Here is a 14,534-nt window from a genome sequence, read left to right on the forward strand (position 1 = left end):
GATGGGGATGTTCTGTCTGTTACAGAAAAGTCTTTGTAATGACGACCAGAAGAATGAACAGAACCAGGATTACACCCGCCGACGTGTAGCCTCCATACACACCTGACATGCCAAAGCCTCCCGAGCTAATTGATTGCCTAAGCTGCAGCGTATTCTATTGGTGGATCGTTTTGCTTCAGCTATCGGCATATTTCAATATATGTTGTCATAGAGGCTTTGCTTGGACGTTTGCGGTAATGCAAGAGTAAACTCCGATTGTCTGGAAGGGCTGTGACTAGCGTCTTCCTCGGCCCCCTGGAGGCTTATTCTGGCGGCTGTCTCTTCCGCCTGGCCGGTCCTTGCCTCCCGATCGGCCGCCACGTGCGGCGCCGTCCCGGCTGCCGCGGGAGCTTTGGCTGCGGGAACCTCCGCCGCTGCGGTCATTCCGGCCGCCACGGGAATTAACGCCGGATGTTTCACCGGCTTCCCATGGATTTCCGCTTACGCTGCCAGTCGAAACGGAGCTTTGTTTGCGAGCAGAGCCGCGTCCTTCCGCTGAAGAGCTTCTTCCTTCGGATGTTGGGCCTCTTCCCGTATTGGATCTGCGGCCTTCGGAAGAAGAACGCCCGCTTGTTGCGTTGCGTCTGTCCGCTCCCCCGCGCCCTGGTGACCCGCCGCGTCTTCCGCCTCTATCTTCAGAGCCGCGTCCCGCTCCTTCACCGCGCCGAGGACCTCTGCCTTCCGTACCGCGAGCGCCTTTGCGTGCAGATCCGCGTCCTGCGGATTCTTCGCGATCCCCGGAACGGGTGGAGCCTCCGCGAGCGCCGCTGCTTCTGCGAGCGGAGCTTTGACTATCGGATATCTGACCTTCCCGGTCAATAGAGACGCGCTTCAGACCTGCCTGGATGCCCCGTTCAATCGCCGCCAGTTTGCCTGTATCGTAAGGAGTGGTCAGCGTGACAGCCATGCCATCGTGCCCGGCTCTTCCGGTACGGCCGATCCGGTGAATGTAGCTTTCCGCGTCAAGCGGCATGTCATAATTGTAGACATGGGTAACTCCCTCTACGTCCAAGCCGCGCGCCGCAACATCGGTTGCAACCAGAATTTGCAAGCGCGCTTCGCGGAAGCGGCGCATGACCTGCTCCCGTTTCGCTTGAGTCAAATCGCCGTGCAGCTCGTCGCTGACAAGGCCATAATCCTGCAAAGCTTCGTTCAGCTTTTTCGCGCGAACCTTTGTCCGGCAGAACACAACAGCCAAATACGGCGTATGCTGTTCCAGCAAATGGATTAACGCATTTTGTTTGCCCCGGTCTGTCGTTTCGACTACCAGCTGGTTGATGCTGTCAAGCGTGACATGGCGGCTCTGTACCGTGATGTCGACCGGGTCATTCATATATTCGCCCGCAAGCCGGCGAACCGCATCCGGCATAGTGGCGGAGAACAGCATCGTTTGTCTCGCTTTAGGAGTTTGCACGATAATGCTTTCCACTTCGGGCAAAAAGCCCATATGCAGCATTTGGTCTGCTTCATCCAGCACCAGCATGGAAATTTTGCCCAGGTTAATCGTGCCGCGATTCATATGGTCAATCAACCGTCCTGGCGTAGCGACGACGATATGCGGGGAGTTCTGAAGCTTGCGAATTTGCGCATCAACGTCCTGACCGCCATACGCGGCCAAAACGGTAGCTCCCACAACCGGAGCCAGCTTCTTCAGCTCTACCGTAATTTGTAGCGCCAGCTCGCGCGTTGGCGTCAGAATAAGGCCTTGAACCTGCTCTTTACCAGGCTGGATTCGCTGCAGCATGGGCAGGGCGAACGCAAGCGTTTTTCCCGTGCCGGTCTGGGCTTGGGCAATGACATCTTCGCCCTTGAACAACCTTGGTATACTTTGGCTTTGAACAGCCGTTGGTTCATTGATTCCGTTTTGCGCTAATGCTTCACAAAGCTCCTGCTGAACGCTAAGAGCTGTAAATGACTTTGACATTTCAAAAATTCCTCATTTCCTGACAATAGGTATTGATGCTAAGTATAACAGTTGACGAGGACAAGTGCATCTGTCAATTGCTTGTGGTATGTTAATAATGAAAGACCACCTGTAATAGCCAAATATTTAGAGGTAAAGGAATGAAGATATAGTATGGACGGCAAATTGCGTACTTCCATCAAGGCGGGACTGCGGGTGAGGATTGTGCTGAAGCAGCATCAGCGCACGGGACAGCTCACCGAAGGTGTAGTCAAAGATATTTTGACGAATTCTCCATCCCATCCCCATGGGATCAAGGTCAGGCTGAACGATGGGGCGGTCGGAAGAGTAAAGGAAATTATAGAATAAAAACGGTTCAAAAACAGAAATTAGTGCTTGCCTTCTGTCGATGAAGGAAGTATGGAAGGCAGGGAGGTTGGAGAATGGCATTTGGCATCAAGAGGGACGAGCTTGCGGCATGGAAAAACGCCGTAGCGAGGGGTGAAATTGCTTTTTTGACTCATTTTTGGATCGACGACCGTTTTCCCGGGATGAAGACCGTAACCAAGGTCGGCTGTTCCGATCTGGCCAAGCTTGCATCATGGTGCAAGGATAACGGACTGGATCACCGATACATACATCATCGGGGAGATTATCCCCATTTTGACCTGTTCGGGCCTCGTCAAGCCGCTATTCTGGAAAAGGCAGGACAACAGGGAATGCTGCAGCGATTTGGCATTGCGCCGATAGGGGGATAAATTCATCGTGGAAAGTAACGATTTAAACAAACGAATCGAAGAAATTACGCTGAACGGTTGGCCAGCCCTTCAGACAGTGCTTTATGACGGCTGGCTGCTTCGGGTATCGGAGGGTTATACCAAACGGTCGAATTCCATAAATCCGATATACGGGCACTCGTTGCCTCTGGATGATAAAATCGCCTTTTGCGAGCTGTTTTACAAGGAAAGAGGAATGGACTCCGTTTTCAAAATCACCCCTTTTTCCCGTCCCGGTAATCTGGATTGCCGACTGGAGGAGCTGGGCTACCGTAAAGCGGAGCATGTGCTGGTTCAAACGCTGGAGCTTGCCGCTCTCCAGGCTCCGGTTCATACGGAGGTGGAGTTTTCCGCTGAAGTGGACGAATCGTGGCTTGGACAGATAGCGGAGTTAAAAGGACTTAGTCCGGCCCAAATTGAAACGAAGAGAAAGCTGTTCTCCGGCCAGCCGCTTAAACAATGTTTTGCGTCGCTTAAAGCGGACGGCCAGCCGGTGGCTTACGGGAACATTGTTTTGGAGGACGGATGGGCGGGTTTATCCGACATCATGACCAACCCCGAATACCGGGGCAAGGGCTATGGATTATCGCTAACGCTCCATCTGCTGGATTGGGCGAAGCGGAATGGCGCTGAAAAGGCATATCTGCTCGTCGTTAACGATAACGGGCCCGCGCTAAACCTTTATGGCAAAGTTGGGTTTGCAACAATCTATGAATATTGGTACAGAGTCAAATCTCTCGCCAGCCAATAATCACCAGCCCAGCCGCTGCAACCTTCCACCGTATATGGCCGTCAGATGAGGTATATACTGTTGATAGTGTTTCTCTGAACGGCGAATACTATATTATGAGGAAGGCTGAGATGTCATGAACCACAAAAACTGGCTGATTGCAGTAGTCGGGCTGATGTCGCTGGCGGCGGGATGGATGTATTTGAATGACGGTTTTTATTTCAAAACACTGCTGGGCATGGAGCAAGGCTCGGAGTTGGCCGCAACCTCCTTCTGGAGCAAATGCTCCATGGCGCTGGGAGCCGTGCTCCTTGTTACCCTCGCGCTTCGTTCGCGCATGAATGCCGCGATCAATGACGGTCAGACGATCCTGTTATTATGCTTGTTGTTTGTCATTCAATTGCCTGCGCTGGGATTATGGGCCATCGGCCTTTTTATAAGCGGGTACGGAGGTATTCCAGGTGTTGCGATGCATACGGTGCTGCTGCTCGTCATTTCATTGATTTTTGTTACCGGGAAAGTAAATTATGCAGAAAATGCAGGGACGTCGCGCCAATCATCTTGAGGGTGTGACCACGGAATCGTTTCGGGTAGCATGGCGGGAATGCCCGGTGACACGTCCGATTGCTTGACATGAGTATGATCCGCCTTATATAATCGTATATATTCGTTTTTCCATAAATAAGCGTTGAAGAGGAACAGTACATCCGTCATGAAGGTTTCAGAGAGCCGGCGTTTGGTGAAAGCCGGACCTTATGCGGAAGGAAGCTCGCCTTGGAGCTGTGTAAGGCCGACACTGTCAATGTGGAGGCATCTGCACCGATTCAGCCCGCGTTAAGGGCTTTGAGTGAGCGTCGGACAGAGCATGTTCGAGCTAACTAGGGTGGTACCACGGGAGAATAGCCTCTCGTCCCTAGCGTTAATCCGCTGGGGGCGGGGGGCTTTATGTTTTTCTACGACTAGGAGGATGTATGGCATGAGTCATGAGCATCGCCACGGTTATAATCCGCTGGCAATCGAACCGAAGTGGCAGCAATATTGGGACAACAACAAGACGTTCCAGACAAAAGAGGATAAAGGCAAACCGAAGTTCTACGCGCTGGATATGTTTCCGTATCCTTCAGGCGCGGGTCTTCACGTCGGCCATCCGGAAGGCTATACGGCAACGGATATCGTATCCCGCTACAAGCGGATGAAAGGATTTAACGTGCTGCATCCCATGGGCTGGGACGCCTTTGGACTGCCGGCGGAGCAGCATGCTCTGGATACCGGGCAGCACCCGCGCGACATCACCTTCAAAAATATCGATAACTTCCGTCGCCAGATCAAATCATTAGGTTTCTCCTATGATTGGGACCGGGAATTCAGCACAACGGACCCGGAGTATTACAAATGGACGCAGTGGATTTTTATCCAGCTGTACAAACGCGGTCTTGCTTATGTGGCGGAGGTTCCCGTCAACTGGTGTGAAGCGCTGGGCACAGTGCTTGCGAACGAAGAGGTTATCGACGGCAAAAGCGAGCGCGGCAACCATCCCGTCGTCCGCAAGCCGATGCGCCAATGGATTCTGAAAATTACGGAATATGCGGAACGCCTGCTTGAAGATCTGGAGGAGCTGGACTGGTCCGAAAGCATCAAGGATATGCAGCGCAACTGGATCGGCAAATCGACAGGCGCGGAAGTGACCTTTGCCATCGAAGGGCATAGTGAGTCGCTGGTTGTATTTACGACGCGTCCGGATACGCTGTTTGGCGCAACCTATTGCGTACTGGCGCCGGAGCATGAGCTGGTGGCAGCTATCGTAACCGAGGAGAAGCGCGGCGCGGTTGAAGCATACCGGGAAGCGGCGGCACGCAAAAGCGATCTGGAGCGAACGGATCTGGCCAAAGAAAAAAGCGGCGTATTTACGGGCGCTTATGCCATCAATCCGGCAAACGGCGAAAAAACGCCAATCTGGATTGCCGATTACGTGCTGGCAGGTTACGGCACGGGCGCGATTATGGCGGTTCCGGGCCATGATACCCGCGATTGGGAGTTTGCGAAGCAGTTTGGCTTGCCTATCATTGAAGTAGTGCAAGGCGGAGACGTCTCGAAAGAGGCTTATACAGGAGAAGGACCGCATATCAATTCCGGCTTCCTGGACGGCTTGAACAATGAAGAAGCGATTAAAGCCATGATCGGCCATTTGAGTCAAAGCGGCAAGGGCAAAGGCAAAGTAACCTACCGTCTGCGCGATTGGCTGTTCAGCCGCCAGCGTTATTGGGGCGAACCGATTCCGATCCTGCACCTGGAGGACGGCACTATGAAGACCGTGCCGGAGGATCAACTGCCGCTGCTGTTGCCGGACGTAGACGCGATCAAACCTTCCGGTACGGGGGAATCTCCGCTTGCAAACGTGACGGATTGGGTCAACACCATTGATCCTGAAACCGGCATGAAAGCAAGACGCGAAACAAACACCATGCCGCAATGGGCGGGAAGCTGCTGGTATTACCTGCGCTTTATCGATCCCAAAAACGATAAGGAAATCTGCTCGCCGGAGAAACAGAAGGAATGGCTGCCTGTCGATCTGTACATCGGCGGCGCCGAACATGCCGTGCTCCACTTGCTGTATGCGCGTTTCTGGCACAAAGTGCTGTACGATATCGGCGTAGTGCAAACCAAGGAGCCGTTCCACAAGCTGGTTAACCAAGGCATGATTTTGGGCACTAACAATGAAAAAATGTCCAAGTCGCGCGGCAATGTCATTAATCCCGACGATATCGTAGGCGAATTCGGCGCGGATACGCTGCGGATGTACGAAATGTTTATGGGCCCGCTGGAGGCGACAAAGCCGTGGAATACGAACGGCGTGGAAGGCACGTACCGCTTCCTTGCCCGCGTATGGCGACTGTTTGTTAACGAAGACGGCACCTTGACGGCCAAGCTGAACAAAGACGGCGAAACCAGCGACGAATTCAAGCGCGTATGGCATCGCTCCATTAAAAAGATCGGCGAAGATTATGAGGGCCTGCGCTTCAACACCGTTATCAGCCAGCTCATGATTTTTGTTAACGAGGCATACAAAACCGAGGTTCTGCCGGAGCAAGCGCTGCGCGATTTCCTGCAGCTTCTGTCCCCGATTGCCCCGCACATTACGGAAGAGCTGTGGGCGAAGCTTGGACAAAATGACACCATTACCTACAGCCAGTGGCCATCGTATGATGCAGCCTGGACGGTCGATCAGGAAGTGGAAATCGTGGTTCAGGTTAACGGCAAAATCGTGGAACGCGTATCCATCGCTGCCGACACAGACCAAGCCGACATGGAGGCCCTTGCCAAAGAACTGCAAAAAGTGCAGGAGCTGATTGCCGGCAAAACAATACGGAAAGTCGTTGCGGTTAAAGGCAAACTCGTCAACATCGTAGCTAATTAAGCCCGGCAGCAAAACATATCGGACGATAACCGAAAAGCAATGCAGCAAAGCTCTAAAGCGCGTCGGCACCGCAAGGCCGGCGCATGGCAATAACGCATGACAGTACCGCGAGAATTAACGCAAGGCCCAACAGTGAGGCAGCACCGTCAGGGGCGCAGAGCGCCCGACTTATACGTGAAGCTCAAACCGAAGAGGTGAGCGGACTTTAGCTGAAGAACAGCTATTGACCGTTCACCTCTTCGCCGTAAAAGGAGCTGGATACTTTGATTAGGTCCTCCCTGTATTTGGCATGAGTTGTCGCGATCAAATCCCGAAACATGCCATCGCTTTTTCGTTCAAGCAGCTTAAGCGCCTTGGCGGTAATGCCTCCGGGTACGGCAACCCGCTCCTGCACCTCGGCTGGTGTCATGCGTCCTTCAGTCAATAGCAGCGCGGTTCCCAGCAGCATATTGGAGGCAACCTGTTGGGCTGACTCGCGGGGAATGCCCGTTTCCTCAACTGCGGCATTGACGAACTGCTCCAGCAGAAAAGCCATAAAAGCGGGACCGCAGCTGGATAGATCAGAAACGATACGGGTGTAGCTTTCTTCAATCCGCAGCGGTTCGCTGATATGATTAAACAACGCCTCAAGCCTTTTTTTGTCCCTGTCCTCCATTGTTTCGCCGTAAATGCAGAGCGCCGATCCGCTCCATACCAGATTGGTAATGCTGGGAATGATCTTGGCTATTTTGCAATTCAGCTCGCCTTCCAGATGGGAGACAAGCACGGGGCTTGTAATCGACACAACGATTTTGTCGGGCGTCATGACGGGACGGATGTCCTTTACAACATGAATGAATTCATGGGGTTTGACGCAAATAAATACAATGTCGCTGGCCTGGGCCGTATCGGCATTGTAAAATTCCGCCTTCATGCCTGGATAACGCTCCGCAAAGGACTGGGCCTTGGGAAAGGTGCGGTTGCTGACCGTTACTTCGGCAGGCAGCAGCGCCCCGGATGTCATAAACGCCTCAATAAGCAGGCTCCCCATAGAGCCCGTTCCGATAAATCCAACCTTCATGGCATAACCTCCCGTGCCAGAGTTTGAAAATTTCCATATTCTTTAAAATGTATTCCGGGGTACTTGTTCCATATGTCATCACTTTACAGATAGGGCCGTTTAATATTTGTAGCTTTTACATTGTGGAAGGGGTGAAAGGTATGCGTAATGTTGCAGCTCAAGCTCGCAAATGGCTTTACAATAAAAGAATGGACGGAAAGAAGGAAAATATCAGCCGACAACTGGCTGGAGGAGCGAGCAGCGGAAAACGGCTTCATCAAACCAAAACGTTGGGGCTGCTGTGCGCGGCAGGCGCCGTAATTTTGCTGCTGCTGGCATTTACAGGAGGAGAGAGTGGTGCTGGCGGGGAATGGGTGCCCTTGAATGAAGCCTTGCAGGCAAAGCTTGACGGAGCGGAGGATTCCGCCATCTGGAAAAAAGGCGGGAGCTCACCGAAGGAAACGGCTACAGCACTTAATGATGGCGGCGATAATGAAGTTAATGGTTCAAAGACTCCAGAAAATACGGTGCAGCCGGGCGTTACTGCTGAAGCTCAGATAGAGGATATCGATGGGAGCCATGCGGGCGGCGGTGGCGACGCAGATGGTACGGTGAGCGGCGGTACTGGCGGAGATAGAGCCGAAAATGGCAATAACGGAGGTAGTATCAATGACACAGGCAGTCAAACGGACAGCGCGGACAACCCAACCGGTACGACTAGCGGCGGCACAGCGGGAACGGCAGCAGCCAATGAAGGAAAGCTGGATATTAATCGCGCAACCGCCGCGCAGCTGGAGACCTTAAAGGGGATTGGACCGTCAAAGGCGGCGGCCATTGTCCGCGATCGCGAGCTAAACGGCTTTTTTCTCAGTGTAGATGATTTGCTGAGGGTCAAGGGCATAGGCGAAAAGCTCTTGTCAGGCTTGAAAGAAAGCGTTGTCGCAAACCGCTGATTATGAGATAATGGAAAGGACAACCAATCGCAGGGTTGGCGGTTAATTATCGATGCAATTAGTTGGAGGGTGATCAGGACCATGTCAGAGGAAAAAAAGCTATCGCTAGACACGCTATCCGTCCACGGAGGTCAAGTTATCGATCCCACAACGCAGTCTAGGGCCGTTCCCATTTACCAGACTACGTCGTACGGATTCAAAGATACGGATCATGCAGCCCGATTGTTCGGCCTGCAGGAGTTTGGCAATATTTATACGCGCATTATGAACCCGACATCGGATGTGTTTGAAAAACGCGTTGCGGAACTGGAAGGCGCTCCAGCCGCTTTGGCGGTTGCTTCCGGACAAGCTGCGATCACGTACTCCATTCTGAATATCGCTGGCGCGGGCGACGAGATCGTATCCGCTACCAGCCTGTACGGCGGAACCTACAATCTGTTTTGTCATACGCTGCCTAAGCTGGGCATTGCGGTTAAATTTGCGGACCCGTCAAATCCGGAAAATTTCCGCGCCGCCATTACCGACAAAACAAAAGCGGTTTTCGTAGAAACGATCGGCAATCCAAAAGGCGATGTCATCGACATTGAGGCCGTTGCCGCAATCGCGCATGAAAACGGCATTCCGCTTATTGTGGACAATACGTTCCCAAGCCCTTACCTATGCCGTCCGATAGAGCATGGCGCGGATATTGTCGTTCATTCCGCCACAAAGTTTATCGGCGGGCATGGCACGTCCATCGGCGGCATCATCGTGGACAGCGGCAAATTCGACTGGAAAGCAAGCGGCAAATTCCCCGGCTTGACCGAGCCTGATCCAAGCTATCATGGCGTCGTTTATACCGACGCAGTTGGTCCGGTCGCTTACATTATTAAAGCCCGCGTGCAGCTGCTTCGGGATATGGGAGCGGCTCTGTCGCCGTTCAACTCTTTCCTGCTGCTGCAGGGCCTGGAAACGCTGCATCTCCGTATGGAGCGTCATAGCAGCAATGCCCAGGCGGTTGCCGAATATTTGGAAGGTCACGAAGCGGTTGAATGGGTTAACTACCCGGGATTGCCTAGCCATCCGTCCTACGATCTTGCGCAGAAGTATTTGCCGGACGGCAAAGGCGCTATCTTGACCTTTGGCATCAAAGGCGGAATCGAAGCCGGCAAAAAACTCATCAACTCCGTCCAGCTTTTGTCCCATCTGGCCAATGTGGGCGATTCCAAATCGCTGATTATCCATCCCGCCAGCACGACTCACCAGCAGCTGTCGGAGGAAGGACAAGCCGCTGCCGGCGTTGAGCCGGGCATGGTGCGTCTATCCATCGGAACCGAAGGTATTCGCGACATTATCGCGGATCTGGAGCAAGCGATCGCAGCAAGCCAGTCTTAATCATTAATCATTGCGGCAATCATTTATTATTCTCGAAGCGCTGTCGGATAAGCGACAGCGCTTCTTCTTGTCTTTAATGCGGGCAAATTCTGAAGTATAATGAGAACAGAATGGTTGACAATGGCGGACAAGTCCGCCAAACGCAGAAGGGGGAGCACACATGACGGAAACCGGAAATGATGCCTCGCGCAAAGATTGGGATACTTATTTTATGGACATCGCCTATATGGTTTCGACTCGTTCACGCTGTCCCCGAAGACATGTTGGCGCCGTACTTGTTCAGGGAAAAAAACTGCTGGGCACGGCATATAACGGCGCTCCGATGGGCGTGCCGGATTGCTCCGATGCCGGTTGCATGATCGCTGAAGATATTGAAGTGAGCGTGGCGGACGGCGTGGAGCAGGTCATTCGCAAGCAGCGCTGTATTCGCACCATACATGCAGAGCAAAATCTACTGCTTTTCACCGACCGTGCAAACCGGGAAGGATCAACCGTTTATGTAACGGACCAGCCCTGCTGGACCTGCGCCAATATGCTGGCGAACAGCGGAGTGGTGGAGATTGTTTATCATCGAAGCTATCCAAAGGACAGCGAAAAGGTATACAGCCTTATGGAGAAAAAAGGAATTATTTTTCGCCAGCTTCAATCTTACGCGCCTCCCGAGCAGGCGCAGATGGCGGTAATACCATAAAATAAGACGTTGCCGGAGCTGGCAACAATGTTGGAGGATGCCGTAACTTCATCATTTTTATAAATAGCAGATATGCAATCAAGGGAGTTGCTTCACATCACGATTTCCATCCATCATATTCGGCACGCAACATCGATTCTCACTATAAACGGCAAGACAATTCTAATAGATCCTATGCTGAGCGAAGCTGGTCAGCTTTCGCCTGTGCCTTTAACTCGAAATTACGTAAGGAATCCGTTGATTCAAATGAAGACTCCGCAGAGTGTGTTCAAGGAAGTGGATGCCATTTTGTTAACGCATCGCCACTTCGATCATTGGGATAAGAGGGCAATGTCCGTTTTAGATAAAGAACTTCCTGTTTTTTGTCAGCCCAAAGACCAAACTTCTGTAATTTCTGCCGGATTTTCAAGAGCATTGCCAGTAAATGATCGCCTTGAATGGGAAGGTATTGTGATCAAGCGAATCCAGGGGACGCATGCTCATCAGCTTGATGCATTTTTGCGAGAACAGAATTGCCGGGGGGAAGTATGGATCCCCAAGACGGGGAGCTTCGTATTTTTTAAAAATATCTTTAAGTGCGTGATGAGAATACCTCTATCGAGGCTTCTCGAAACAACTTTTAATAGGGAATATGTACAAGGAAGAACCTTTTGGAGCAAGCTTGAGCTTGCGCTGAAAGGTTCTTTTTTTGTGTATGGGAGAGGATGAAGTCGTGATGATCATGAACAATCGGCCTTTATTATGGTTTGCCCTGAGCTGGGTGGCTGGCAGCACATTTGCGGCATCGCTGGGCATGCGCGGCAGCTTGCTGGCAGCAGGAGCGGGGTTCCTGCTCGCCGTCGCGGCGATATCCTGGAAGCTGGCGAGCCCTCGCCTGATGCTGGCTTGCCTGCTGGCGCTGGCAGCGGCGTCGGGACAGCGGCTTTGGACCGACGCCCATAATGAAACGGCGCTGGTCGCTCTGCGGGAAGCCGCCGTCCTGAATGGTCCGCTGGCGGCATACGCCGTTCGCGCCAGCGGCACCATCGTTAGCGCGGTCGAGGTCGACGGCGACCGCGTCCGATTTACCATGGAGGCGCACAGCGTCCATGGCGAAGGTTTTCCGCCGCTGACGGGCCTCGGCGAGCGGATCATGGTTCAGCTGCGCCTTCAGCAGCAGCTGGAGCAAGTGACCGCCGCGGCCTGGCAGCGCGGCGACGCCATTGCCGTGGCGGGCGAGCTTGCCGCTCCCGCCGAGGCAACCAATCGCGGCGGCTTCGACTACCGCCGCTATTTGCGCAGCCAGAGAATCCACTGGCTGCTCAAGGGAAAAGGCGCCACCGCCGCGCAGGTGGAGCCGGCGGCTGGCGCCTTTACCGCGGCCGCTCTGCTGGGCCGCGTGGATGCCGCGCGCGGCTGGCTCGGCGCGGCCTTCGACGAGCTGTACCCCGACAGCCAGGCGGGGTACATGAAAGGGCTGATCCTCGGTATACGCGAGGATCTCGATCCGGAACGCTTCGGCCAATTTTCGAAGCTGGGCTTGACGCACATATTAGCCATTTCCGGACTGCATGTCGGCGTGTTTCTTTATGTGCTTGGAGGACTGCTTCGCTTTGCAAGGCTGCCCAAGGAGCGTATTTTGCTCATCTTGCTTTTTGCAGTTCCGGTCTATGTTTTGCTAACGGGGGGATCGCCCTCCGTGCTGCGAGCGGGGATTATGTCGATGCTGGGGCTTGCGGCGGCACGTATGGGCAAGTTGAAGGACGGCCTGCATTTGATCAGCGCGGCAGCCCTGGCGCTGTTGATCATCAATCCGTATTATTTGAACGATGTCAGCTTTCAGCTCTCGTTTATTGTGACGCTGGGACTGATCCTTGGCGTGCAGCCGCTAAGGCGATGTATGCCGGCATGGAAGAAGCACGGATGGTTCCCGGATTTGGTGGCTGTTTCCGTAACGGCGCAGCTCGTATCGTTTCCGGTTACGCTTTACTATTTTAATGGATTTCATTTGCTGTCGTTGCCGGCGAATCTGCTGCTGGTGCCGTTTATCAGCTTTGCCGTTTTGCCTGTCGGCTCCGCCAGTCTGATGCTTTCGCTGGTTTGGCAGGGAGGGGCCCAGGCGCTTGCGTCAGTTGGCATTTGGGCAAACGATTTTTCATTTAAACTTGTCGAACTGATGTCTACCGGCGTTAGCGATCAATGGAGATTGATTTGGAAGACGCCTCCGCTATGGTGGGTTTCGGCCTGGTTGCTTCTATTATTGGCGCTGTTCCGTTTATTAGGGAGTTGGCAAGCCATGAAGGCGGCAGAAAAGCGAAGCGCGTCGGAGGGATGTCTTGATGAGAATCCTTTTGCGGCAATCGGCTTGCACAAGGCCAAAAGACTGCGTTATGGCTTAGCCGGACTTGCAGTCGTATTTGGTTTATTGCTGTTTTACGCCTATATGCCGGATGCCGCAAACCGGGATGCCGTCATCAGTTTTTTGGATGTGGGGCAAGGGGATTCGGCATTGATCAGGACGCCCGGCGGAAAGCATATTCTGATCGATGGCGGAGGAACGATTTCGTTTCAGAAGCCGGAGGAAGCCTGGAAAACACGAAAGGACCCTTTCGAAGTGGGGGCAAAAGTGGTGGTTCCGCTCCTGCTGAAGCGGGGGGTGCAGCACATCGATCTGCTGGTGGTTTCCCATCTGGACAGCGACCATATTCGCGGATTGGCGGCAATCGCGGAGCAAATCCCGATTTCGGCCGTCTGGTGGAACGGGAGCATTAAGGAAGCCCAGGATGCCAAAAGCCTGCTGCAATTGCTGCTTGATAAAAAGATTCCGCTCTATGCGCCGAAAGCAGGGGAAATCTGGAATCCTGATCCCGATACGAGTCTCGCTGTTTTGTGGCCGCCGGCTGAACCCGTGGATTCCCAATCGGCTGGCGTGCGGCTGGTTAAGGACCAGAACGAAATCAGCCTCGTGCTGGAGCTGGAGACATACGGCAAACGGTTCCTGTTTACGGGCGACATTGGAAGCGCAACGGAGAGGTCGCTTATGCGTATGATGGTGGAGGGGAAAAATGAGCCGGCAGGCATAAACATTATGAAGGTTGCTCATCACGGCAGCCGGTTTTCTACAGCTTCGGACTGGCTGGACTTTTGGCGGCCCGCCGTTGCCGTAAATTCCGCCGGCACCAACAACCCGTACAATCATCCCCATCCCGATACGTTGGGAAGACTTCGGGAAGCAGGGGTTGCGCTCTGGAGAATCGATCAGCAGGGAGAAGCTTCCTTTCGTGTTGACGAAGGGCAAATCTATTATTGGAGAAAATGATTCTATATACGCAATCCCATATTTTTGGTATGCTTTGAGGTGGAGTTTCAAATTCGAAGCCGACACATATGTTTATAAGAGGCGTTATGCCGTACATGATACAGCTTTTAAAATTGGTCGAAACAGAAATCAGCTCTTGAAGTCATATTCCTTTGTTTTTATACGATATTTCGTAACCAAGAATGTTTGGCGATGGGTGAAACAGTGTTAGAGTATTTAGCTATGGTTTCAGCCCATAAAATAACAAAAAAAATGTGCACATCATGGTGCAACTTTTAAAGCAACCGGCCCGTCAATAAGGTTGCAAGAGAGGAGG

Annotated in this window: 13 protein-coding genes and 1 other annotated feature; of the genes, 10 read left to right on the forward strand and 3 right to left on the reverse strand. The window is 53.0% G+C overall.

Annotated elements, in window-relative coordinates; translation table 11 throughout:
• Positions 1 to 19: 19 nt before the first annotated feature.
• Both ACX93W_RS00915 and ACX93W_RS00920 read right to left on the reverse strand, forming a co-directional pair.
• Positions 20 to 109, reverse strand: a complete 90-nt coding sequence (locus ACX93W_RS00915; protein ID WP_459390445.1) for a YjcZ family sporulation protein — start codon at positions 107 to 109, stop codon at positions 20 to 22.
• Positions 110 to 274: 165 nt separating this feature from the next.
• Complete coding sequence (locus ACX93W_RS00920; RefSeq protein WP_459390446.1) at positions 275 to 1,963, reverse strand: DEAD/DEAH box helicase; 1,689 nt, start codon at positions 1,961 to 1,963, stop codon at positions 275 to 277.
• A 153-nt stretch (positions 1,964 to 2,116) separates the two neighbouring features.
• On the opposite strand from ACX93W_RS00920, the gene ACX93W_RS00925 reads away from it, so the two are divergent.
• The 5 genes from ACX93W_RS00925 (at position 2,117) to leuS (ending at position 6,863) form a co-directional block, all read left to right on the forward strand.
• Positions 2,117 to 2,311, forward strand: coding sequence for a YwbE family protein (locus tag ACX93W_RS00925; RefSeq protein WP_459390447.1), 195 nt, complete (start codon positions 2,117 to 2,119; stop codon positions 2,309 to 2,311).
• 74 nt (positions 2,312 to 2,385) lie between these two features.
• Entirely contained in the window at positions 2,386 to 2,700 is a 315-nt protein-coding gene (locus ACX93W_RS00930) for a hypothetical protein (RefSeq protein WP_459390448.1), read from the forward strand.
• A gap of 7 nt (positions 2,701 to 2,707) precedes the next feature.
• The gene (locus tag ACX93W_RS00935) at positions 2,708 to 3,469 is read left to right on the forward strand and encodes a GNAT family N-acetyltransferase (protein ID WP_459390449.1); all 762 of its coding nucleotides are present in this window, start codon (positions 2,708 to 2,710) and stop codon (positions 3,467 to 3,469) included.
• Positions 3,470 to 3,584: 115 nt separating this feature from the next.
• The gene (locus ACX93W_RS00940; protein WP_459390450.1) at positions 3,585 to 4,013 is read left to right on the forward strand and encodes a hypothetical protein; all 429 of its coding nucleotides are present in this window, start codon (positions 3,585 to 3,587) and stop codon (positions 4,011 to 4,013) included.
• Between the two features lie 114 nt (positions 4,014 to 4,127).
• Positions 4,128 to 4,366, forward strand: a binding site (T-box leader).
• A gap of 58 nt (positions 4,367 to 4,424) precedes the next feature.
• Positions 4,425 to 6,863 (forward strand): leucine--tRNA ligase, encoded by a 2,439-nt coding sequence (gene leuS / locus ACX93W_RS00945; protein WP_459390451.1) that lies wholly within the window; start codon positions 4,425 to 4,427, stop codon positions 6,861 to 6,863.
• 220 nt (positions 6,864 to 7,083) lie between these two features.
• On the opposite strand, the gene comER is transcribed toward leuS, so the two are convergent.
• A complete protein-coding gene (gene comER / locus ACX93W_RS00950) occupies positions 7,084 to 7,923 on the reverse strand; it encodes a late competence protein ComER (RefSeq protein WP_459390452.1) in 840 nt (279 codons plus the stop codon).
• A 140-nt stretch (positions 7,924 to 8,063) separates the two neighbouring features.
• Between comER and ACX93W_RS00955 the strand changes: the two genes are divergently transcribed.
• The 5 genes from ACX93W_RS00955 (at position 8,064) to ACX93W_RS00975 (ending at position 14,218) form a co-directional block, all read left to right on the forward strand.
• A complete protein-coding gene (locus ACX93W_RS00955; RefSeq protein WP_459390453.1) occupies positions 8,064 to 8,855 on the forward strand; it encodes a ComEA family DNA-binding protein in 792 nt (263 codons plus the stop codon).
• An 81-nt stretch (positions 8,856 to 8,936) separates the two neighbouring features.
• Positions 8,937 to 10,229, forward strand: coding sequence for a homocysteine synthase (locus tag ACX93W_RS00960; RefSeq protein WP_459390454.1), 1,293 nt, complete (start codon positions 8,937 to 8,939; stop codon positions 10,227 to 10,229).
• A 160-nt stretch (positions 10,230 to 10,389) separates the two neighbouring features.
• A complete protein-coding gene (locus ACX93W_RS00965; protein WP_459390455.1) occupies positions 10,390 to 10,920 on the forward strand; it encodes a deoxycytidylate deaminase in 531 nt (176 codons plus the stop codon).
• A gap of 72 nt (positions 10,921 to 10,992) precedes the next feature.
• On the forward strand, positions 10,993 to 11,628 hold the full coding sequence (locus tag ACX93W_RS00970) for an MBL fold metallo-hydrolase (protein ID WP_459390456.1): 636 nt from the start codon (positions 10,993 to 10,995) through the stop codon (positions 11,626 to 11,628).
• Between the two features lie 7 nt (positions 11,629 to 11,635).
• Positions 11,636 to 14,218, forward strand: a complete 2,583-nt coding sequence (locus ACX93W_RS00975) for a DNA internalization-related competence protein ComEC/Rec2 (protein WP_459391975.1) — start codon at positions 11,636 to 11,638, stop codon at positions 14,216 to 14,218.
• Positions 14,219 to 14,534: the final 316 nt, after the last annotated feature.

The sequence above is a fragment of the Paenibacillus sp. CAU 1782 genome (assembly GCF_054551715.1).